20 protein-coding genes are annotated in these 20,707 nt (G+C 72.0%); 11 read left to right on the forward strand and 9 right to left on the reverse strand.

Features of this window, described 5'->3' with window-relative positions:
- Positions 1-187 precede the first annotated feature (187 nt).
- Entirely contained in the window at positions 188-1,864 is a 1,677-nt protein-coding gene (locus tag AB0J36_RS20845) for an MDR family MFS transporter (protein ID WP_357123781.1), read from the reverse strand.
- Between the two features lie 131 nt (positions 1,865-1,995).
- A complete protein-coding gene (locus AB0J36_RS20850) occupies positions 1,996-2,538 on the reverse strand; it encodes a type 1 glutamine amidotransferase domain-containing protein (protein ID WP_363661009.1) in 543 nt (180 codons plus the stop codon).
- Between the two features lie 124 nt (positions 2,539-2,662).
- Here AB0J36_RS20850 and rfaE2 point away from each other — a divergent pair, with 124 nt between their 5' ends.
- Both rfaE2 and AB0J36_RS20860 read left to right on the forward strand, forming a co-directional pair.
- Positions 2,663-4,459: a D-glycero-beta-D-manno-heptose 1-phosphate adenylyltransferase gene (gene rfaE2 / locus AB0J36_RS20855; RefSeq protein WP_363661010.1), complete on the forward strand. Its 1,797-nt coding sequence runs from the start codon at positions 2,663-2,665 to the stop codon at positions 4,457-4,459.
- On the forward strand, positions 4,456-5,331 hold the full coding sequence (locus AB0J36_RS20860) for a glycosyltransferase family A protein (RefSeq protein ID WP_357172004.1): 876 nt from the start codon (positions 4,456-4,458) through the stop codon (positions 5,329-5,331). The genes rfaE2 and AB0J36_RS20860 overlap by 4 nt, the downstream gene beginning before the upstream one ends.
- Here AB0J36_RS20860 and AB0J36_RS20865 read toward each other — a convergent pair.
- From AB0J36_RS20865 to AB0J36_RS20875, 3 genes are read right to left on the reverse strand one after another with little or no spacing between them, the layout of a single operon-like run.
- Entirely contained in the window at positions 5,321-6,427 is a 1,107-nt protein-coding gene (locus AB0J36_RS20865; RefSeq protein ID WP_363661011.1) for a glycosyltransferase family 9 protein, read from the reverse strand. The genes AB0J36_RS20860 and AB0J36_RS20865 overlap by 11 nt on opposite strands.
- An 8-nt stretch (positions 6,428-6,435) precedes the next feature.
- Positions 6,436-6,984 carry an Hsp20/alpha crystallin family protein gene (locus tag AB0J36_RS20870; protein WP_357123766.1) on the reverse strand — a complete coding sequence of 183 codons (549 nt, stop codon included), beginning with the start codon at positions 6,982-6,984 and terminating at the stop codon, positions 6,436-6,438.
- Positions 6,981-7,481 carry a DUF2231 domain-containing protein gene (locus AB0J36_RS20875; protein WP_355049234.1) on the reverse strand — a complete coding sequence of 167 codons (501 nt, stop codon included), beginning with the start codon at positions 7,479-7,481 and terminating at the stop codon, positions 6,981-6,983. Before AB0J36_RS20875 ends, AB0J36_RS20870 begins: the two co-directional genes overlap by 4 nt.
- A gap of 165 nt (positions 7,482-7,646) precedes the next feature.
- Between AB0J36_RS20875 and AB0J36_RS20880 the strand changes: the two genes are divergently transcribed.
- Entirely contained in the window at positions 7,647-8,264 is a 618-nt protein-coding gene (locus AB0J36_RS20880) for a pyridoxamine 5'-phosphate oxidase family protein (protein ID WP_357123763.1), read from the forward strand.
- A 25-nt stretch (positions 8,265-8,289) separates the two neighbouring features.
- Here AB0J36_RS20880 and AB0J36_RS20885 read toward each other — a convergent pair whose 3' ends face one another.
- Positions 8,290-9,135 carry an SGNH/GDSL hydrolase family protein gene (locus AB0J36_RS20885; RefSeq protein ID WP_363661012.1) on the reverse strand — a complete coding sequence of 282 codons (846 nt, stop codon included), beginning with the start codon at positions 9,133-9,135 and terminating at the stop codon, positions 8,290-8,292.
- A 198-nt stretch (positions 9,136-9,333) separates the two neighbouring features.
- Here AB0J36_RS20885 and AB0J36_RS20890 point away from each other — a divergent pair, with 198 nt between their 5' ends.
- The 8 genes from AB0J36_RS20890 to AB0J36_RS20925 all read left to right on the forward strand — a co-directional run bounded on the left by AB0J36_RS20890 (position 9,334) and on the right by AB0J36_RS20925 (position 18,828).
- Positions 9,334-9,978, forward strand: coding sequence for a class I SAM-dependent methyltransferase (locus AB0J36_RS20890; protein ID WP_357123756.1), 645 nt, complete (start codon positions 9,334-9,336; stop codon positions 9,976-9,978).
- 82 nt (positions 9,979-10,060) lie between these two features.
- Positions 10,061-10,918, forward strand: a complete 858-nt coding sequence (locus tag AB0J36_RS20895; RefSeq protein WP_357392644.1) for a patatin-like phospholipase family protein — start codon at positions 10,061-10,063, stop codon at positions 10,916-10,918.
- Between the two features lie 94 nt (positions 10,919-11,012).
- Positions 11,013-11,267 carry a hypothetical protein gene (locus AB0J36_RS20900; protein ID WP_355049238.1) on the forward strand — a complete coding sequence of 85 codons (255 nt, stop codon included), beginning with the start codon at positions 11,013-11,015 and terminating at the stop codon, positions 11,265-11,267.
- Positions 11,264-12,592 (forward strand): type VII secretion integral membrane protein EccD, encoded by a 1,329-nt coding sequence (gene eccD, locus AB0J36_RS20905; RefSeq protein ID WP_357392643.1) that lies wholly within the window; start codon positions 11,264-11,266, stop codon positions 12,590-12,592. Before AB0J36_RS20900 ends, eccD begins: the two co-directional genes overlap by 4 nt.
- Positions 12,593-12,605: 13 nt before the next feature.
- Positions 12,606-13,544, forward strand: a complete 939-nt coding sequence (locus tag AB0J36_RS20910; RefSeq protein ID WP_357123745.1) for a hypothetical protein — start codon at positions 12,606-12,608, stop codon at positions 13,542-13,544.
- A gap of 12 nt (positions 13,545-13,556) precedes the next feature.
- The gene (gene eccCa / locus AB0J36_RS20915) at positions 13,557-17,513 is read left to right on the forward strand and encodes a type VII secretion protein EccCa (RefSeq protein WP_363661013.1); all 3,957 of its coding nucleotides are present in this window, start codon (positions 13,557-13,559) and stop codon (positions 17,511-17,513) included.
- Positions 17,513-17,872, forward strand: coding sequence for a hypothetical protein (locus AB0J36_RS20920; RefSeq protein WP_357172009.1), 360 nt, complete (start codon positions 17,513-17,515; stop codon positions 17,870-17,872). Before eccCa ends, AB0J36_RS20920 begins: the two co-directional genes overlap by 1 nt.
- Positions 17,869-18,828: a DUF6177 family protein gene (locus AB0J36_RS20925; RefSeq protein WP_357172010.1), complete on the forward strand. Its 960-nt coding sequence runs from the start codon at positions 17,869-17,871 to the stop codon at positions 18,826-18,828. The genes AB0J36_RS20920 and AB0J36_RS20925 overlap by 4 nt, the downstream gene beginning before the upstream one ends.
- Before the next feature lie 25 nt (positions 18,829-18,853).
- On the opposite strand, the gene AB0J36_RS20930 is transcribed toward AB0J36_RS20925, so the two are convergent.
- The 3 genes from AB0J36_RS20930 to AB0J36_RS20940 all read right to left on the reverse strand — a co-directional run bounded on the left by AB0J36_RS20930 (position 18,854) and on the right by AB0J36_RS20940 (position 20,702).
- A complete protein-coding gene (locus tag AB0J36_RS20930; protein WP_357123732.1) occupies positions 18,854-19,435 on the reverse strand; it encodes a dihydrofolate reductase family protein in 582 nt (193 codons plus the stop codon).
- A gap of 64 nt (positions 19,436-19,499) precedes the next feature.
- Positions 19,500-20,330 carry a helix-turn-helix domain-containing protein gene (locus AB0J36_RS20935; protein ID WP_363661014.1) on the reverse strand — a complete coding sequence of 277 codons (831 nt, stop codon included), beginning with the start codon at positions 20,328-20,330 and terminating at the stop codon, positions 19,500-19,502.
- Positions 20,331-20,405: 75 nt separating this feature from the next.
- The gene (locus tag AB0J36_RS20940; protein ID WP_363661015.1) at positions 20,406-20,702 is read right to left on the reverse strand and encodes a hypothetical protein; all 297 of its coding nucleotides are present in this window, start codon (positions 20,700-20,702) and stop codon (positions 20,406-20,408) included.
- Between the last annotated feature and the right edge of the window lie 5 nt (positions 20,703-20,707).

Raw genomic sequence — 20,707 nt, forward strand, 5'->3', positions numbered from 1 at the left:
CACATGTAGCTCTGCCCCTATGGCGTCGGGGCGCGCACCTGCCAAGGCGCTTCATGCCTGTGAGTCATCTTGATGACTCACAGGCATCACGCTCATTGGCAATTGCCGGCCGCCGCGGAGAGCTCCGGACCTCTCCGCCCCGAACCACCCGGCCGGCCGCCGGGGAGCGGTCCGGGCGACCGCGCGGTCAGATCATCGTCTGGGACTTGGCCTCCATGTCGGCGGCGGCCTCTTCCTTGGACTCGCGGGTCAGCGGCTTACCGCCCGGTGCCGGCGCCTCGCCGCCGAGCGGGTCGGCCCCGCCCTTGGCACCCTGCGGGCCGGCACCCCGCAACTCGCTGTTGGGCATCGCCAGGGTCACCAGCACCGCCACGATGGCGACGAGTCCGGCGGTCAGGAAGACCAGGTGCAGCGACTCCACGAACGACGCCTGGATAGCGGCCCGCACGGCACCGGGCAGCGCCATGATCGTCGCGGGGTCGTTGATCGAGATGTTCGTGCCGCCGCTCGCCGCCACCGCGGCCCGCTGTTCCGGTGGGAGCTGGGCGATCGCAGCGGGCAGCCGGTCGGCAAGCTGCGAGTTGAGCCGCGACGAGAGCACCGTGCCAAGGATCGCCACCCCGAACGAACCACCCAGCGACCGGAAGAACGTCGCCGACGAGGTACCGGCGCCCAGGTCACGGACGGAGACCGCGTTCTGCACCGCGAGGACGAGCGACTGCATGCACAGACCGAGGCCGACGCCGATCACCACCATGAAACCGAACGCCACCCAGAGCGACGTACCCACCTGCAACCGGGTGAACAGCAGCATGCCGACCAGCAGGGTCGCCGCCCCGGCCACCGGGAACCACTTGTAGCGGCCGATCCGGCTCATCGCCCGACCGGTGACGATCGAGGTGACGATGATGCCCGCCATCATCGGCAGCATCAGCAGACCGCTGCGGGTCGGCGAGGCGCCCTTGACGATCTGGAGGTACAGCGGGATGAAGATGATCGACCCGAACATCACCAGACCGAGCACGAAGCCGGCCGAGTTGGCCAGCGCGAACGTGGCGCTGCGGAACAGCCGCAGCGGCAGGATCGGCTCGGCGACCCGCGCCTCCTGAAGCACGAAGAGCGCGGCCAGCACCGCACCGGCGACGAAGAGACCGATGATCAGCCCGGAACCCCAGGGGTACTCGTTGCCGCCCCAACTCAGCGCGAGCAGGAGGCTGCTCACCCCGGCCACCAGCAGGCCGGCACCGAGCCAGTCGATCGCGTGGTCCCGCCGCTCGAACGGGATCAGCCGCATCACGTGGTAGCAGACCACGATGGCCAGGATCGCGAGCGGCACGTTGATGTAGAAGATCCACCGCCAGTCGGTCTCGGCGAAATACCCACCGACCAACGGTCCCGCCACCGACGCGATGCCGAACACCGCGCCGAAGAGCCCCTGGTAACGGCCCCTCTCCCGAGGTGAGACCACGTCCGAGATGATCGTGAACGCCAGCGTCAGCAGACCACCGGCACCGAGCCCCTGGATGCCGCGCGTGATGATCAGCTGGGTCATGTTCTGCGACAGCCCGGCCAGCAGCGACCCGAGCAGGAATGTGCCGATCGAGAAGAGGAAGACCGGGCGACGCCCGTACAGGTCGGCCATCTTGCCGTACAGGGGCGTCGACGCGGTCGAGGCGAGCAGGTACGCCGTGACCACCCACGAGTAGTGGTTGATCCCGCCCAGCTCACCGACGATCGTCGGCAGGGCCGTACCGACAATCGTCTGGTCGAGGGCGGCCAGCAACATGCCGGTCATCAGACCCAGCATGAGCAGCCGGATCTGCTGGCGATTCAGCACCGGGGCAGCGGAGGCGTCGGCAGTCATACGCCCCTCTTTCCCGCACACCCCAGAACATGCGCGCAACCGCCGACCTATGCCGCGGTGATCAAGAGGTTTGCGTCACGACACGCCGGTCGGGATGACGCAAACCTCTTGATCACCGGGGAAATGGGGGGTTAGGAGGCGGCGAAGGATTTGGTGATTTGGGTGCAGAAGGCGGGGAGGTCGTCGGGGTTTCTGCTGCTCACCAGGTTGCCGTCTGCTACGCACTCCTCGTCCACCCAGGTTGCGCCGGCGTTGGTCAGGTCGGTGCGCAGGCTGGGCCACGAGGTGATCTTCCGGCCGCGCACCACGTCCGCCTCGATCAGCGTCCACGGGCCGTGGCAGATCACCCCGACCGGCTTGCCGGCCTCGAAGAACGCCTTCACGAACCGCACCGCGTCCGGATCCGACCGCAGGAAGTCCGGGTTCGCCACCCCTCCGGGCAGCACGAGCGCGTCGTACCCGGCGGCGTCCGCCTGGTCCGCGGTGACGTCGACGTCGTACGTCTTGGACTGGTCGAGGTGGTTGAAGGACTGGATGGAACCGGGCTTGAGCGAGACCAGCTCCACGGTCGCGCCGGCGTTCTCGACCGCCTCGCGCGGCTGGACGTACTCGACCTCCTCGACACCGTCGGCGGCCAGGAAGGCGATCCTCTTACCCTGCAATGTCGCTGCCATCTCGGTACATCTCCTCTCCGGGGTTCCTCAGTTCCCTTCCCGCGCCCTACCGCCCGAAACACCCCACGAGGGGCGTCACATCGGCCCAGGTTTGGCCCGGGGGCCGCTGGGGACCCGGGGAGGCATGGCAGGAGCAGCAGCGGAACAGCGCAGGCTCGCCACCGTCGTGGAGAGCTGGCTCGGGCGTCCGGTCCTGATCGTCGGTGACGCCATGCTGGACGAGTGGCGGTTCGCCGAGTCCGACCGGCTCTGCCGGGAGGCGCCCGCCCCGGTCCTGACCCTGCGTCGACGGATCTCCGCTGCCGGTGGGGCGGCGAACACCGCCGTCAACGTCGCCACCCTCGGCGGTCGGGCCGTGCTGGTGGCGCCGGTCGGCGCGGACGTCGCCGGGGACGAACTGCACGACTGTCTGGACCGGGCCGGCGTCTGGGACCGTACCGTCAACCACCCTGGCCGACCCACCCCCGTGAAGCGGCGGATGCTGGCCGGCAACCAGATCCTGCTCCGGGAGGATTCGGGTGACCCCGACGACGCGCTCGACCCGGACGGCGTGACCCGGCTGCTCACGGCGCTGGACTGCGCCACCGAGGAGCTGCGCGCCGCCGCTGACGGCGAGGCGCCGACCCTGGTGGTCTGCGACTACGGCCTGGGGGCGCTGCCCGCGCCGGTCCGCGCGTGGCTGGTCGAGAACCGCGAGCGGTACGCCACGGTCGCGCTGGACGCCCACGACCTCGCCGACTGGCGGGGGCTCGCGCCGACCGTGGTCACCCCGAGCTTCGCCGAGGCGACCCGGTTGCTGGCCCGCGCCGGTGGCGCGACCCGTACGACGGCCGGCACCGACCTGCACCTGGAGCACCCCGACATCGATCCGGCCGACGGGCCGTCCGAGTTGAGCGTGGGGGCCGCCCCGGGCGGGGCCCGCGTCGACGACCGTCCCGGCCCGGTCGGCGAACCCACTCCGGGCGAGAGTCGGGTGGCCCTCACCGGCGACGGTCTGAGCGTCACCGGGACGGGCGTCACCGTGAACACCGAGGCCGGAGCGGGTGTGGACCGGGCCGTGCTGGCCGAGTCGCGCCTGGCGGAGTTGCACGCCCACACGGGGGCGGACGTGGTCGCGGTGACCCTGGACACCGACGGCGCGGTGGTCGGCGGCGCGGACGGCGAGCGGCGGCGCAGCCACAGCACCCCGGTCCCGGCGAGCCACGCCGTGGGAGCGGGAGACGCCTACCTGGCGGCGATGACCCTGGCCCTGGCCGCCGCCGCGCCGCTGCCCACCGCCGCGCAACTCGCCCAACTCGCGGCCACGATCACGGTCTCCGACACCGGCACCTGTGTGTGCCTGCGCGACGACCTGCTCGCCGCGCTCGACATGCCGCCGGAGGCCAGCGGGCACCCGGCGGTGGTCGGCACCGACGAGTTGGACGCGATCGTCGCCGAACACCGCGAGGCGGGACGGTCGGTGGTGTTCACCAACGGCTGCTTCGACGTGCTGCACCCCGGGCACGTGCGCTACCTGGAGCAGGCCCGCGCCCTGGGCGACCTGCTCATCGTGGCGGTCAACTCGGACGGCAGCGTACGCCGGCTCAAGGGTCCGGACCGGCCGGTCAACCCGGTCGAGGACCGTGGCGCCCTGCTGGCCGCGCTGTCCTGCGTGGACCACGTGGTGGTCTTCGAGGAGGACTCGCCCGCCGCGCTGATCGAGGCGGTCCGGCCGGACGTCTACGTCAAGGGCGGGGACTACCCGCCCGAGCTGGTGCCGGAAGCGCCGCTGGTGCGTCGGCTCGGCGGTCAGGTGCGAACCCTCGGATACGTGGCGGACCGGTCCACCTCGGCGATCATCGAACGGATCCGGTCCCACGGTCAGGACCCGTCGTCGTACGCCTCCGATCCGTCGTTGAGCACCCGTACCCAGTCGTCGTGAACCGGCCCCTCGCCCTCGGCACGCCGGCGGAGTTCCGCGTCGACCGGCTCGTCGACGTGCTGATCCCGACCCGTAACCGGCCCACCGAGCTGGCCGTCACCCTGGCCGGGCTCGCCGCGCAGGAGGGGGTGCCCGGCTTCGGCGTGGTGGTCAGCGACCAGTCCGACGGCGACCCGGCGTACGCCCACCCGGCCGCGGCCACCATGGTCCGGGCGCTGCGGCACGCCGGCCACCCGGTGCTGCTGACCCGCCGGCTGCCGCGTCGGGGCTTGGCCGAGCACCGCGCGTACCTGCTCGACGCGTCGGCCGCCCGGTACGTGCTCAACCTCGACGACGACGTCTGGCTGGAGCCGGGGGCGCTGCGCCGGCTGGTCACCGCGATCGAGGAGCTGGGCTGCGGGTTCGTGGGCAACGGCGTGCACGGTCTGTCGTACGTCGACGACGTCCGTCCGGACACGCACGGGCACTACGAGGAGTGGGCCGGACCGCCCGCGCCGGAGCGGATCCGCCCGGGCACCGTCGAGTGGGAACGCGCCCGGATCCACTCGGCGGCCAATCTGCTGCACGTCACCGCCACGGTGGGGCTGCCGCCGGGCGCGTGGCGGGCGTACAAGGTGTCCTGGATCGGCGGCTGCGTGCTCTACGACCGGGCCAAGCTCCTCGACTCCGGCGGGTTCGACTTCTGGCGTCGGGTGCAGGAGCGGCACCAGGGTGAGGACGTGGCCGCCCAGCTCGCGGTGCTGACCCGGCACGGCGGGGCGGGCATCCTGCCCAGCGGCGCCTACCACCTGGAGACCCCCACCACGGTCACCGAACGGGACGTGGAGGCGTGGGAGGTCGTCCTCGCCGACGAGGGCTTAACTATGGGTTGAGCAGTTCGCGGGCCGCCTCGCGCACTTCGGCCACGGGGACGTCGGTGACGAACGAGTCGCGGTGCGGGCACTCCCCGTCGCCCGGTCGGTGCGGATAGATGCCGGGCGTGCAGTCCACCCCGCAGACCGGGCAGTGCACCATCCACGAGGTGATCGGCCGGTGCCGGCCGCGCAGCGGCGTCGCCGTGTTGATCAGGTTGCCGACCCAGAAGATGCCCACCGTGGGCGTACCCACCGCGCCGGCCAGGTGCAGCGGGCCGGTGTCGTTCGAGACGACCAGAGCGCAACCGGCGTAGCAGCCGGCCAGCCCGCCGAGGCTGAGCGTGCCCACCTGCGGCCGGACCGGCGCACCGGCCGCCGCGACCACCCGGTCCACGACGTCCCGCTCCGCCGGCGTACCGGTCACCAGCACCTCGTAGCCGTCGTCGTGCAGCGCGTCCGCCACCTCGGCGAACCGCTCGGCCGGCCAGCGCCGTCGCGTGTCGCTGGCACCGGGATGCAACGCCACCCGGGGTCGCTCCGGCGGGCCGAGCACCCGCTCCGCCTCCGCCCGGTCGGCGTCGGTGACCGCCAGCGTCGGCACGATCGTGGTGGCCGGAGCGCCCACCAGCGCCACCGTCTCCAGGTAGCGGATCACCTCGTGCTGGTAGTACACGTAGCGGAGCCACCGGTCCAGCGGGGGCGCGTCCTCGGCGCGCAGCCCGACGGTCACCCGGGCGCCGAGCCGACTGATCAACGGGTTGGAGTTCGCGCCGCCACCGTGGAGCTGCACCGCCAGGTCGAAGCTCTCGTCCCGGGCCGCCGCCACGAAGTCGTCCACCGTCGAGGTCGACTCGTCGGCCACCGGCTCGCGGATGCCCGGCCCCGGCGGCACCACCAGCACCCGGTCCACCGGGCCGGGCCGGTCGCGCCAGAGCTTCGCGTGCCACGGCGCTCCGAGCAACACGATCTCCGCCGAGGGGTACGCGGCACGCAGCGCCTCCAACGCCGGCAGGACGAAGATGAAGTCGCCGAGGGCGTTGGCGCGCAGCACCGCGATCCGCCGCACGTCGTCGACTCGCCCGGCCGTCGGGCCGAGCAGGGACGGGGTGACCACCTGGCCCGCTACGGCCGGTCGATCTCGCCGACCGCGTCCGGGTGGTGCAGCTCCCGGTCCGCGGCGGGGTCGGCCGGAACCGGCGTACCCCCGGACAGGCCGCCGGAGCGCGGCCCGGTGCGGCCGACGGTGATGGTGCGCGGCGCGGGCCTCGCCGCCCGGGGCAGGCGGACCCGCAGCAGCCCGTGGTCCATCACCGCGTCGATGCCCTCCGGGTCGACCCGCGACGGCAGGTCGACGCGGTACTCGAAACCCCGGGTCTCGAAGCCACCGGGGATGCCCTGGTCGGCGTTGACCTCCGCCTCGGAGCGGCCCCGCACGCACAACTCGCGGTCGTCCAGCTCGACGGCGACCTCCTCCGGCGCGACGCCGGGCAACCGCACGACGACCTGCCAACCGTCCGCGGTCTCGGTCAGCTCGACGTCGGACGCCCCGGCCCGGCCGCCGACCAACCGGCTCAGCTCGGCGCGCAGCGACTGCAACTCGCCCATCGGGTCCCAGCCCTGCTGCCGGCTGCGCCACCCCCGACCGAAACCACCGGCCTGCTGCTCGGTCATCGCGCGTCTCCGATCCGCTGGGTGGTGGGTCGCAGTGAGCTGGGCGCGTTCAGATCGGCGTCGGGGTCGACGCCCACACCGAGCCGGTCGACAAGTTCGCCACCGAGCCAGGCGCTGATGCCGAGGATCGCCACCGCGACCACCTCGATGGCGATCAGCGCGCCGCCGGCGGCCCGCGAGTCCGCGTTGAGCCGGACCGCCCAGACGGCGGCGAAGAGCAGGATCACCGCGACGTTCGCGCCCGCGTGCAGCAGACCGACCCGCTTCGCGCGGGTGCCCGTCGGGATCGCCAGCAGGTCGAACGAACCGGCCGCCGCGGCCAGCAGGCCGCCGATCAGACCGACGGTGATGTTCCAGTACGCGACCTCGCCGAGGAAATCGGGGCCGCCAACGGTGTCGATGATGTCGAAGAGCACCGCCGTGACCAGCAACGCGACCGGGAACATGACAAGCATTGGATGGACTGGGTGACCCAGCACCTTGAGTCGGCTCTCCATGTCCCGGCCTCCACTGGTCGGCGCTCCTGCGGACGGTACGTGCGGCGGGCGTGTCGAGTGAGGCCGTACCCCCGGCTACCAGGGGCAAACCTCGATGGCCACGCGGGCCTAGGCTGGCGACGGTGGCGCGCCCGCCACCCTGGTCAACGGCTCAGGGAGGATCACGTGACGGTGGAGATCACCACGCACGAGGAACTACGCGAGTTGCTCGGGACGCCGCACCCCCGGGCCGCCAACAAGGACCGCCCCCGCCTGCACGAGCGCGACCGGCAGTGGCTCGCTGCCGCGCCGTTCTGCCTGGTGGCGACGGCCGGCGCGGACGGCACCTGTGACGTCTCCCCGAAGGGCGACCCGGCCGGGTTCGCGCTGGTGCTCGACGACACGACCATCGCGCTGCCGGAGCGGCCGGGCAACAAGCGGGCGGACGGCTACCGCAACATCCTGGACAACCCGCACGTCGGGCTGCTGTTCCTGATCCCGGGCCGCACCGACACGCTGCGCATCAACGGGCGGGCCCGCCTGGTGCGCGACGCTCCCTGGTTCGACGACATGGTCGTCAAGGGACACCGGCCGGTGCTCGCCGTGGTGGTGGAGATCGAGCAGATCTTCTACCACTGCGCGAAGGCGTTCCTGCGGTCCGCGCTGTGGCAGCCGGAGACCTGGCAGCCCGACGTGCTGCCGTCCCGCGCCCGCCTGATCAAGGAGGTCGAGGCGCCCGTCGAGAGCCTGGAGGAGCTGGAGAGGCACTACGGCCCGGAGTACGCCAAGAAGATCTACGTCTGAATCGGCGGCGACGAGCGGACACACGTCACGAGTTGAGGTTCATCGTCCTGCAGGGGGTCCAGTCACCGACCGGATGGTCCGGCCGACGGCCGACCAACCCACACGGCAGTGGCGCGAGCGGTACACCCAGCCGTGGGGCGATGGTGTTGTAAGCCAGCCTGCCCATCACGTCGTAGCCACCCGGTGTGGGGTGCACCCCACACTCGTCCAGATAGCCTTCGGGGATGGGCTGGTAGTCGATCCACGTCGGTACGCGGTCGCCGAACTCGTCGATGACCTTGATGCTGCGGTAGATCGCGTCGTTGACGACGGCCTCGCTCGCGGGGAGCCAGGCCGGGCTCGGGCCCGGTGGGGTCGTGCAGCCGGTCGTGCCATGGCCGGCGCTGTACTGCACCCACGCCGGGTACATGACGACGTCCGGGTCCATGTCCAGTGCGATGTCGAAGAGTGTCCGGTAGGTGCGCTCGAAAGCGGTGATCTGTGTCGCCGTGGCGGTCGACAGATTGTTGTTGGTCCCGCAGTTCAGCAGGATCAGGTCGGGCTGGTGCGTGCTGACGAGGTCCGCCATCCGTGTCGTCCAGTAGCCGCAGGTCGTACCCCCCACCGCCGCGACGGCGAAGGTGTGCGGGACGCAGTTCTCGGTGAGCAGTCGCCCCAACTCCGCACGGTAGGCAGCGCTCACCGAGCCGGCCATCGTCGCGCCCTCGGTGATCGAGTCGCCAACGGTCAGGATCTTCATCGTCGGCCGCGCTGGCGTGGGACAGGCGACCGCTGCGGCGTGAGCGGTCACGGGTGCTCCACCGGGCGCGGACAGAAGGGCCGCCACGAGGGCGAGTGCGATGGCGCCCAACAGCACCGGGCTGCGGTTCATCGACGCTCACCCGACGCCGAACCCACCGCGCGTTGCACCCCGTTCGCCGGGCAGGCGGGCAGGTCCGAGGTTCGGCGAAGAAGAGGTCTGGCGGCGCGACTGTCGTTCATGGCGCTGACCGTACGCTCAGCAACCCCCGACAGAGGTGGAGCCCCCAGGGGGCCGGCACAGGTGACCGTCGGCCGATAATCTTCCATGATGGACGCGGACGACTGGCTGGCCGACACGCGCACCTCGTACGACACGGTAGCGGTCAGCTACGCCGACCTCGTCCGCGACTTTCTGGCCAGCGCACCCTACGAGCGGGCCGCGCTGGCGCTGTTCGCCGAACTCGTCCGCGCCGCGGGCGGCGGTCCGGTCGCGGACGTGGGGTGCGGCACCGGTCGCATCACCGCCCACCTGCACGAGCTGGGTCTCGACGTGTTCGGCATCGACCTGTCCCCCGGCATGCTGGCGGTGGCCCGCCGCGACAACCCCGACCTGCGGTTCGAGATGGGCTCGATGACCGACCTCGACCTGGCCGACGGCTCGGTGGCCGGTCTGCTCGCCTGGTACTCGCTCATCCACGTTCCGGACGAACGGCTCGGTCAGGTCCTCGCGCACTTTCGCCGGGTGGTTCGGCCGGGCGGCCCACTGCTGGTCGGCTTCCACGTGGGTGACGAGACGACGCTCAAGACCGAGGGGTACGGCGGCCACCCGATGCGGGTCCACGTGCACCGTCGCCGGCCGGCCCGGATGACGGCCTGGCTGCGCGACAACGGCTTCGCGGTCGAGGCGGAGATGACGGTCACCTCGCCGGAGAGCAAGCTCGGCGGGATCATCTTCGGCCGACGGAAGCCCTGAGCCAGCAGTTGTCGGCCCTCCAGGTCCCCTGCTAGCGTCAAACTGCGAACAGCGTTAGCGGTAACATGGCGGGAGGATGGCGATGACGGACGACACGCGGCCGGTCTGGGTGCTCGGTGGCGGTGGAGTCGCCGGCATCGCCTGGGAGGTGGGCGTCCTCGCCGGCCTCGCCGACGAGGGACTGACCGTGGGCCCGGACGCGGTGCTTCTCGGCACCAGCGCCGGCGCGGTGGTGGGCGCCCAGATCGCCAGCGGCACACCCCTGCCCGAGCTGTACGAGCGCCAGCGTCAGGGCGTACCCCACGAGACCGGGCCCGCGCTGGGCCTGCTCAGCCTCCTGCGGCTCGCCCGGGCACAGCTGTTCGCCCGCAGCCCCGAGCAGGCCGCCCGTCGCCTCGGCAAGCTCGCGCTCGCGGCACCCATCGACGACCCGTCGCGGCAGCGCCGGATCGCCGAGGCCCGCCTCCCCGACCACAACTGGAAGGACGCCGACCTGCGCGTCACCGCCGTCGACGTCGAGTCCGGCGTCCTGCGCCTCTTCACGCGGCACGACGGCGTACCCCTCGTGGACGCGGTCGCCGCGAGCTGCGCCATGCCGCAGTCCGCCGCTCCGGTTGCCATCGACGGTCACCGGTACATGGACGGCGGCATGCGATCCAGCCTCAACCTGGACCTCGCACCCGGGAACGGCCCGGTGATCGCCCTCGCGCCCAGCACCGCCGCCATCGGGCCGTGGGCCCGGATCGAGAAGCAGCGCGCCGCCCTGGGTAAGGGCCGCCCGGTCGAGCTGCTGCTGCGCGACACGGCCTCCAAGCGGGCGCAGGGCACGAGCGTGACGGACCGGTCCGTGGTACCCGGGCTCGTGGCCGCCGGACGGGACCAGGGCCGGCACGAGGCAGCCCGAGTGGCCGCCGCACTCGGAGCCACCGGCCCTTCATAGGTTGATCATCGTCGACGCGTTGGCGTGGCAGGCTCACCGGCAGCGCGTGATCGTCGCCCCCAATCGAATTAGCGGCCGTGGATAGAATCGAGCCGTGGCCCGGGAATTCGACACCCAGCTCATCGAGTCGGTCGCGGTTCGCCGTGCCCGCATGCGGGAGCTGCTGCTGTGGGGCAGGCAGCGCCGCGTCCGCGCCACGGGTGACGGCTTCCGTTGGCTGCGGGCCGGTCTCGTGCTCGCGGCGGTGGCCTGCGCCGTGTGTGTGGGCTGGTCCTTCCTGCAGAACGTCGTCGCCGAGCAACAGCGGGCACGCAACCCGGCAGCGGTTCAGCCGACAGGCCAGCGATGACCGGTCCGCAGACCCTCGCGTCCGCCGGCCACCTCAGTCGGGTGACCCTGGCCGGGCCACACCGCCGCATCGACCTCGTGTTGCCCGCCGACGAACCACTCGGCCTGCTGCTGCCCGAGGTCGTCGCCCTCGTGGGCCACCCACCGACGGACGATTCGCGCGGCTACCAGATCAGCACCCTCGACGGTACGGTGCTCGATCCCGCCGGCAGTCTGCGGCAGGCCGCCGTTCCCGACGGCGCCCTGCTCCGGGTCGATCCCATCTCGGAGGCACCACCGGCGGCGATCGTCCACGACGTCTCCGACGAGGTCGGCGACGATCTCACGCGTCGACGCGGCCGGTGGGGTGACGTCCCTCGGACGTGGACCGCCACCACCGCCTGCCTGGTGGCCGCCACCACGGCCGCCCTGTTCTCCGGCCCACGACTCGGTCCCGCCCTGGTCAGCGTCGTCGGTGGCGCGGTCGCCCTGGCCGGCCTCCTCCTCGGAGTGGCGGGCCGACGGGCCGTCGGGGTGGCGGTGCTGCTGAGCGGCGCCGCGATCGTGACGACCACCGTGCCCGGTTGGACCGACACCGGCGCCGGACAGCTGGCGCTGTGGGCCGTGGTGATCGGCTGCACCGTCCTGACCGTGGGCGCGGCGACGGGCAACGGCCGCGCCGGCCTCCTCGGTGGCGGGACAGCACTCCTCCTGGTCGCGGGCTGGGGCACCCCGCTGCTGTTCGGCGTCTCCGACGAGCGGACCGCGGCGGTGATGGCGATCGCGTCGGTGGGCGTGCTGGGATTGCTACCCCGGTTCGCGCTGATCACCTCGGGCCTCACCCGCCTCGACGACCGACGCAGCAACGACGAGCCGGTGAACCGCGTATCCGTACAGGCCGCCGTCGACTCCGCGCACAGAGGACTGGCTGTCGCGGCGATCGCGGCGGCGACCTCGGCGACGCTCGCCGGGCTCGTCCTGGCGGCCACGCCGGGTCCGTGGCCACTGACGCTGGCAGTCCTCGTGGCCGCCGCCCTACTGCTGCGGATGCGCGCCTTCCCGCTGGCGGCCGAAGTGGTGGCGCTGGTGACCGGCACGCTGACCGTCGTGGGTGGCCTGCTGCTGAGCTGGATACACCAGCGACCCGACACGTGGTGGGCCACCGCCGTGGCGGCCCTCGGTGTCTGCGCGGTGTCCCTGGCGATCCTGGCGTACCGGCCGCCGCCACACATCCTGGCGCGGGGCCGGCAGATCGCTGACCGGCTCGAAGCCCTGACCGTGATGGCGCTGGTGCCCGTCGCCGTAGGGGTGTTCGGGCTCTACTCACGCCTACTCGACACCTTCTGAGAGAGGGGGTGGCATGAGCGCTCCTCCGGTGCCGCGAACCGCACCGCCGGCCGGTCCCTCGGTGGCCGAACCGAACAATCCGCCGATCGCACGCCGTCCCCCCTCCGGCGACTCCGCGCTACGGCGTACCTGGCGCAGCGCCAGCCAGATGTTCGCCAGCGGCCGGCAGAACCGGGAACTCACCGACCTGGCGGCCGAGGTGCAGTCGCCCGTACACACCGGCCGGCGCATCGCGGTGGCCTCCGTGCAGGGTGGCGCCGGGAAGTCCACGGTCGCCGCGCTGCTGGCGTCGGTGTTCGCGGCCCGTCGTGCCGATCCGGTCCTCGCCGCGGACGCCGACCCGTACGAGGGCTCACTGACCTGGCGGCTCGGCGTGCCGAGCGAGCCGTCGCTGCACCAGCTGGCACCCGGCCTGCTCGCGGCACGAGGCGGCGACCTACGCGAGCTGGCACCACTCCTACCCCGCACCGGGACGGGCCTCTGGGTGCTGCCGGGCGGCACCACCAACGCGAACCTGTGCACCGCGGTCACCCGCGCGCTGTCGCGCCTCTTCGCCGTCACCGTCACCGACTGCCCACCCGGCCTGGAGGCCCGTACCCCGGCGGGGGTGATGGCCGACGCGCACGCCGTGGTGCTCGTCGCGGCGGCCACACCCGACGGGGTACGGGGCACCTACCAGGCCCTCCGTCGGATCGTCGACGACGGGTACGGGGCGTGGCTGGACCGGGTCGTCGTCGTGCTGAGCGCGGGCAACCCGCACGGCCGCTCGACGCTGGACCAACGCGCGGCACGGGAGCTGATCGGGCAGACCGGCGTACCGGTGGTGGCGCTGCCCTACGACCGTCACCTGGCCGCCGGCGCGCTCATCACGCCGTCACGGATCGGCGAGGCGACACTCGTGGAGGTGACCCGCGCGGCCGCGTTGGCCCTGACCCGCGCCCGGCAGACCTGACCGGAGGACCGCATGTCGACGCGCATGGTGCACCGCCCGGCCCGGATGGCCCGCCCGATGTCAACGATGGACCCGCTGGTGCTGGACCCGCCACCGCAACTGCCCGACGGCCGGTCCGCGATGGGGCTACAGGCGCTGCTGCCGATGGCCGGCGCGGGCGTGGCCATGAGCATGATGATGTTCCTGCGTGGCTCGGGGTTCGCGGCCCTCGGCGCGGTGGTGATGGTGGCGGCGCTGGGCGCCGCCGGAGCGATGTACCTCACCCAGCTGGGCAAGGCCGGCCGACAGCGCCGCGCGCAGCGCGAGCGCTACCAGGACTATCTGGAGGAGCTGCGGGACCAGCTGCGCGAGAGCGAGCAGCGGATGCGTACGGAGGCCAGCCTCCTCGACCCGCCCGTGAACCGGCTGCTCGACGTGATCCGCAGCCCCGCCCGGCTCTGGGAGCGCCGACGCGCCGACATCGACTTCCTGCACGTACGACTGGGTGTGGGCGCGCTGCCGGTGCGACCCATCGAGCTGCGCGAGCAGAGCACGCCCACCAACCCGCTCGATCCGTTCATGCGTCACGAGGCGCGTTCACTGATCCGCCGCTTCGCGCTGACACCCGGGCTGCCCCTGCGGGCGAACCTCGACTGCGCCGGGGACGTCAGCGTGATAGCGCCGAACCACGCGGAGGCAGTGGCCGTCGCCAGGGCGATCCTCGTGCAGGTCGCCACGTTCCACGCACCGGACGACGTGACGCTCGCGATCATCACCACTCCGGAACGGGCCCGGGACTGGCGGTGGGCGCGGTGGCTGCCCCACCTGCTCGACCGGACCTCGATCGGCCCGTCCGGCCCGACCCCGCTGCTGGTCACGACGGCGCAGACGCTCGTGGAACTGCTCCGCGACGACCTGGAGGAGCGGGCCACCAGCGCGCTCAAGGCGTTCCGCCACGGTGGCGGGCGAGCCGAGGCGAAGGCCCGACCGCGCCTGCTGGTCATCGACGACGCGCACGGGGAGCTGGCTCGCGTGCTGGCCAGCCCCGACCCGACGGTCGGACTGGACAGCCTCGGCGTCACGGTGGTCCACCTGCTCGCCGACCGGCTGCACGAGCCCGGCGACGTCTCCCGCCGGATCACCATCGACGGCGACTCGGTCACCCTGGAGGACCTCACCGCGTCCCCCGCCATGACCGTACGAGGCACCCTCGACGCGGCGCCGGGTCCGCTCGTGGAGGGACTGGCCCGCAGCGTCGCACCGCTGCGACTGTCCGCCGACTCCTACGACGACGGCACCGGCACCCCACCGGCCGACTTCCAGGATCTGTTGGGCCTGTCCGACCTCACCGACCTCGACCTGACCAGCCTCTGGCGGCCACGTGGAGAGCGAGACTTTCTCCGTGTCCCGATCGGGGTCGATCCCGCCGGGCGTCCGGTGCTGCTCGACCTGAAGGAGCCCGCGCAGCTCGGCATGGGGCCGCACGGGCTGTGCGTCGGGGCGACCGGCTCGGGCAAGAGCGAGCTGCTCCGTACGCTCGTGCTCGCCCTGGCGGCGAGTCATCCGCCGGAGCGGATGGCGATGGTCCTCGTGGACTACAAGGGCGGGGCCACCTTCGCGCCGTTCAGCGACCTACCGCACCTGGCCGGGCTGATCACCAACCTGGCGGCCGACGCGGCGCTGGTGGAGCGGATGTACACGAGCCTCGACGGCGAGGTGCAGCGCCGCCAACAGGTGCTCGCCGACGCCGGCAAGGTCACCGACATCACCGAGTACCAGATGCTCCGCGCCCAGGGTGAGCGCAGCGACCTACCCCCACTGCCCCACCTCCTCGTGCTCATCGACGAGTTCGGTGAACTGCTCGCCGCCAAGGCGGAGTTCATCGACCTGTTCCTGCGCATCGGTCGGATCGGGCGGTCCATCGGCGTGCACCTGCTGCTGTCCAGCCAGCGCGTCGAGCAGGGCAAGATGCGCGGCCTGGAGAACTATCTCGCCTACCGGATCGGCCTGCGTACGCTCACCGAGATCGAGTCGCGCACCGTCCTCGACACGGTCGACGCGTTCCACCTGCCGCCGCTGCCCGGGAACGGGTACCTGAAGGTCGACGTGTCGATCTACCAGCGGTTCAAGGCCGCCTACGTGTCCGGCCCGCTCGACGAGGGTGCGGACGCCGAGCTCGCCCCGATCGTCGGACCGCTGGCGAAACCGATGCCGATGTTCGGAACCGCCCACGCCGACGTCGACGAGAGCGCGCCGGCCGAGCCGACGGCCACCCGGCGCACCACCGGACCGACCCTGCTGTCCACGGTGGTACGGCAGATGGCGGCGAGCGGGCAGCGCGTCCCGGCGATCTGGCTACCGCCCCTGCCGTCGCTGCTCACCCTCGACGAGATGGCCGGCGGAGTGAGCACCACACCCGATGGCGTACGCCTGGGGATGAGCCCGCCGCCCGGCGGTGGATTGCCGGTTCCGCTGGGCCGACTCGACGACCCGGCCCGCCAGTGGCAGGGCCCCTGGGTGCTGAACCTCGCGGGGAGCGGCGGCAACCTGCTCATCCTGGGCGGGCCCGGCAGCGGCAAGACAACGGCGCTGCGCACCCTCGCGCTCAGCCTGTCCACCACCCGCCGTCCCACCGACGTCGGGATCTACGGCATCGACCTGCTGGGAAACGGCCTGTCGGGGCTCGCCGAGCTGCCCCACGTCGGCGGCGTCGCGGGACGCGAGGACCGTGAGCGTGTTCGCCGTGTCGTCGACGAGGTGCACGCGATGCTCACCCGGCGGCAGCGCATCTTCACCCGCCACCAGTTCGACACGGTCGAGGACCTGCGGAACGCCGACGAAGCCGTACGCACCGAGGTCGGCTGCGTCGACGTGGTGTTGCTGATCGACGGGTACGGACAGCTCAACGCCGAGTTCGAAGGTCTCGAAGGCAAGGTGCACGGCCTGCTCGCCCGGGGCGGTCGCTACGGCATCCACGTGGTCGGCACGGCCCGGCGATGGAACGAGGTCCGCGCCGCCCAGCAGGTCGCCTTCGCCAACCGCGTCGAGCTGCGGCTCACCGAGCCCGCCGAATCCAGCATCGACGGCAGGCAGGCCCGAGCCGTACCACCGGACCAGCCTGGTCGGGCGCTGACCAGCGAGAAGTTGTTCGCCCAGGTGGCGCTTCCCCGCCTGGACGGGGTCGCCGACCCGGCGGTCGCCGGTCTGGTCGCGGCGGCCCGATCGGTACGGGCGGCCTGGACGGGCGCGCTGCCGCCGCCGGTGCGGGTCCTGCCCGCCGTGCTGCCCGTGGCCGACCTGGCCGGCGCGCCCTCCGGTCACGGGGTGGTTCCCTTCGGCCGCTACGAGCACGACTTCTCCACCGCCGCCCTCGACCTCTTCGGCCGCGACCAGCACCTCCTCGTGCTCGGGGACCCTCGGACGGGCAAGACGAACCTGCTGCGGCTGGTCGCCGAGGAGTTGATGGGGCAGTACGACTCCGAGGAACTCGTCTTCGCCGTGTTCGACCCGCGTCGTGCCCTCGCCGACGTGGTGCCCGACTCCTACTGCGGCGGGTACGCCCCGAACCCGGCGCTCGCCCAGCAACTCTCCAGGGCGGTCTCCGACGAGCTGGCGAAACGGCAGTCGCCGGAGGCGGCGCGTACCCGGATCGTGCTGCTCATCGACGACTACGACATCCTGGCCGCGTCGGCCACCCAGCCGCTCGGCGCGCTGGTGCCGCACGTGGCGGCCGGCCGCGACACCGGGCTGCACGTCGTGATGGCCCGCCGGGTGGCCGGTGCCTCACGCGGCCTGTTCGAGCCGTTCCCGCTGGCCGTACGGGAGGCCGGCTGCCTCAGCCTGCTCATGTCGGGCGACCGGACGGAGGGCCAACTGTTCTCCGGCGTGCGGCCCATGGTCCTGCCGACCGGCCGCGCGCAACTGATCCGCCCCGGCGACGGTCCCCGCATGGTGCAGACCGCGTTCACCGGTGAGACGAAGGAGCACTGATGACGTTCGACACGGTGGCGCTGTGCCGCGCCGAGCCCGATGCGGCCGCGATGCTCGGGGCCCTGCTCGCGGCCGGCTCCGAGCTGAAGATGGACACCGTCGAGGCGGTCGGGCTGGTGCAACTGTTCGATCCCCTCGACGGGCGGCTCCTGCTGAGCGTCGAGGCCGCGCGCCTCGTGCGCGTACCCGGGGAGGCGCGGCGGCTCCTCGGCCTCGCGCCCGCCGACGACGTACCCGAGCCGGTGTGGTGGGTGGAGAGCCGGGCGCCGGGCGCGGACCCGCAGGCCGCGGACGTCGCCCGTCGCTTCACCGCCGCGCTGGTCGAGATCACCGGAGGGCGGACATGGGAGAGCCGATGAACGGCGCGACCGACACGATCACCGACCGGGCCGTCGTCCTGCACCAGGACCGGGCGGTGGTCGGCCTGGCACCGTGGCTCGCGCAGGCGGCCGTCGACGCGGTACGCGACGGTCTGCTGCTCCAGGTCGTCACGCCGGTGGACGGCGTCATCACGTACCCGTTCGAGACGATGCTCGCCCAGGCGCAGGGCCAGTGGGTGGTGCGGGCGGGCGAGGAGTACCGGGACGGCCTCACCGGTCTGCCGCTGCGCTGGGACGGTCACCGCTTCGCCAGACCCGACGCCGCGCAGACCGCTGGAACACTGCCCACGAACACACCGTGGACGGGTGGCCTGGAGATCCAGATCGTCACCATGCACCCCGCCACCGAGGCCCTGCGGCTGGGCGCCAGCGCCGAGGCCGCCGTGCGCGCCCTCACCGGCGCCGAGCCGACCGGTTGGGGCGTCGCGGAACCGGTCACCGAACCGTGGTCACGCCACGAACTCACCGCATTCTGTCGAACGCGCGCGCCGGCACCCACCAGCCTGACCATCGTCGGCGGCGACGACGAGACGACGACGCTCGGGGTCCTGACGGTCGAACGGGTCGACGTCGGCGTCCGCGAACAACTCCGGCTGGCCGGCCCGCCCCTGTCGGTCGTCGACGCGGCGACGCTCGAAGGACTCGCCGAGAAGTTGGCGGGTAGCGCCCGCAGCCTGATCGTGTCCGTGCATCCGGGCCGGTCCGGCGGGCTGCGGTCGAGCCGACCGAGCATGCCGGCGCTGCCGTGGGGCATCCTCGTCGGCCACCACGAAAACCCCGTCGAGTCCGAGCACGAGGTTGTCGTGGGTCGGCCCTTCGGGCGGGGTGCCCGACGGGCGTGGTGGTACCGGCTGGACGGCGGTCCGGGCGCGCCGTACGAGACGCTCGGCGCGGTGCTGCGTCGCTACGGCCTGAACGCCGGTTATGGCGGCTGACCCGCCGATCGCCTGACCACACCGGTCAGCGGCGCACCCGGTAGCGCAGGTGGAGCACCCGGTTGCCCTGAATCACCACGTCCGGATCCTCCAGCAGGTGCTGCGCGTCGACCGACCCGAAGTAACGTTTCCCGGAGCCGAGCACCACGGGTACGACGTCCATGCGTACCTCGTCGATCAGGCCTGCGGCAAGCACCTGGCCACCGACGTCGCCAGCGGCGACCTCGACCACGCGGTCACCCGCAAGCTCCCGCGCTCGGGCCACGGCCGCCTCGACGCCGCCGACGAAGTGGAACGGCGTCGCGGGGTCCCAGCTCTCGGGCGGCGGCCGGTGCGTCACGACGACCACGTGGTCGATCCCGCTCGGCGGCTTCCCGTCCCAGCCGTCCGTCAGATCGAAGACGTGGCGGCCGACGACCGTCACCCCGATCTGGTCCCAGTACGGCCGGGTGTAGTCGTAGGACGTCTGCGAGACCTTCACCATGCCGCTCTCGTCCAGCGGGACGTCACCGTTCGCCAGCCAGTCGAAGAGCGGTCCCGGCTGGTCGCTGTCGTCCGCGACGAAGCCGTCCACCGACACCGAGCCGTACATGACCACCTTGCCCACGGGCTCTCCTCTGCTCTGAGACGCCCCAAGGTAGCGTGCCGTGAGCTGCCGCTCTTGTAGAAAATCAATCGACCGGCAGCGGCCAACCGTCCAACACGTGGCCGGGGTGCTCGCGCAAGAACCGCCGCCGGACTTCGACGTACCGGGTCGGTGTGAGCCCGGTGAACGCTCGGAACTCGTGGCCGAAGTGGGCCTGGTCGAAGTAGCCCGCGCCGCTGGCGAGCTCGGCCCAGTCAACCGGCCCGGCAGGGTCGATCGTGAGCACGGTGGCGGCGAAGCGGTAGGTGCGGGCCAGCCGCTTCGGGGTAACGCCGACGTGATCCTTGAACCGCTGAACCAGGTGCGTGCTGCTGACGCCGGCCGAGACCCTCAGGTCGTCGATGGCCACTGCCCCGCTGGTCGCGGCGATGACGCTGCTCGTATGACGAACCAACCCCAGGCCGCTGGTCTCGCGCAGCCGTCGCATGAGCTCGTCCTCGAGCAGCGTCAGCATCTGGTGGGGCCCGTCCGCCGTAGCCAGCCGGTCGCGCAGCTCGGCAATGGCGGGCCGGCCCCACACCTGTTCCAACGTCACCGGCCGGTCACACAGCTCGACCGCGGGCATCGGTAGGAACGGCGCCAGTCCCCACGGCTTGACGTGCACGCCGACGGACCGGGTCCGAAGTGGGTACCCGAACTCCACGACGCGGGTGGGAGTGGTGACGACACAGCCGTCTGCGTACTCGACCGTCTCGATGTCGGTACCGGCACGAATGCGAAACGGCGCCCCGAGGTTGACGATGAGCAGCGCCGCCGGCATCGGCGGCAACATCAGCCGGGCGTACGGCGACGAACCCTCCAGGTAATAGAGGTCGTCGATCAGCGCGTCCAGCGGCGGTCGCGGCGCCCTGGACACGTACTCCACCTCGACAGTATCGCCGACGCCCCGCCGACATATCGCGTCAACACGTCGGTTCAGGGCGAGGCAACCCTAGACGCCTGTGCGCACGTAGTCCTCGATCGTGATGTCGCCGTGCTCATCCCCGCCGAGCTCGCGATAGCCCGCGATCTCCTCGAAGTCCTCGTCGTCGCTGAATTTAACGACAAGTCCGGCACCGGCGGTGTCGGCGAGAAACGTCCAGAGCGCCTGCGTGAGCTGGGGATCTTCGGAGGTCAAGTGGTTACCGATGGAGTATCCGATGACCGTCCCACTCGGCTCTCTCAGCCGCTTACCAAGCCCGATCATCAACTGGCGCGACGGACACACCAGGTAGCTTGAAACACTCACGCCCT

This window comes from Micromonospora sp. NPDC049662 (genome assembly GCF_040675055.1).
Lineage (GTDB): Bacteria > Actinomycetota > Actinomycetes > Mycobacteriales > Micromonosporaceae > Micromonospora.

Bases quoted from the DNA above. Each gene is read 5' to 3' on its own strand.
- rfaE2 (WP_363661010.1), top strand. From the start codon at position 2,663: ATGGCAGGAGCAGCAGCGGAACAGCGCAGGCTCGCCACCGTCGTGGAG.
- AB0J36_RS20875 (WP_355049234.1), bottom strand. From the start codon at position 7,481: ATGGAGAGCCGACTCAAGGTGCTGGGTCACCCAGTCCATCCAATGCTT.
- AB0J36_RS20890 (WP_357123756.1), top strand. From the start codon at position 9,334: ATGGACGCGGACGACTGGCTGGCCGACACGCGCACCTCGTACGACACG.
- AB0J36_RS20885 (WP_363661012.1), bottom strand. From the start codon at position 9,135: ATGAACCGCAGCCCGGTGCTGTTGGGCGCCATCGCACTCGCCCTCGTG.
- AB0J36_RS20895 (WP_357392644.1), top strand. From the start codon at position 10,061: ATGACGGACGACACGCGGCCGGTCTGGGTGCTCGGTGGCGGTGGAGTC.
- AB0J36_RS20925 (WP_357172010.1), top strand. From the start codon at position 17,869: ATGAACGGCGCGACCGACACGATCACCGACCGGGCCGTCGTCCTGCAC.
- eccD (WP_357392643.1), top strand. From the start codon at position 11,264: ATGACCGGTCCGCAGACCCTCGCGTCCGCCGGCCACCTCAGTCGGGTG.
- AB0J36_RS20910 (WP_357123745.1), top strand. From the start codon at position 12,606: ATGAGCGCTCCTCCGGTGCCGCGAACCGCACCGCCGGCCGGTCCCTCG.
- eccCa (WP_363661013.1), top strand. From the start codon at position 13,557: ATGTCGACGCGCATGGTGCACCGCCCGGCCCGGATGGCCCGCCCGATG.
- AB0J36_RS20920 (WP_357172009.1), top strand. From the start codon at position 17,513: ATGACGTTCGACACGGTGGCGCTGTGCCGCGCCGAGCCCGATGCGGCC.
- AB0J36_RS20850 (WP_363661009.1), bottom strand. From the start codon at position 2,538: ATGGCAGCGACATTGCAGGGTAAGAGGATCGCCTTCCTGGCCGCCGAC.
- AB0J36_RS20870 (WP_357123766.1), bottom strand. From the start codon at position 6,984: ATGACCGAGCAGCAGGCCGGTGGTTTCGGTCGGGGGTGGCGCAGCCGG.
- AB0J36_RS20845 (WP_357123781.1), bottom strand. From the start codon at position 1,864: ATGACTGCCGACGCCTCCGCTGCCCCGGTGCTGAATCGCCAGCAGATC.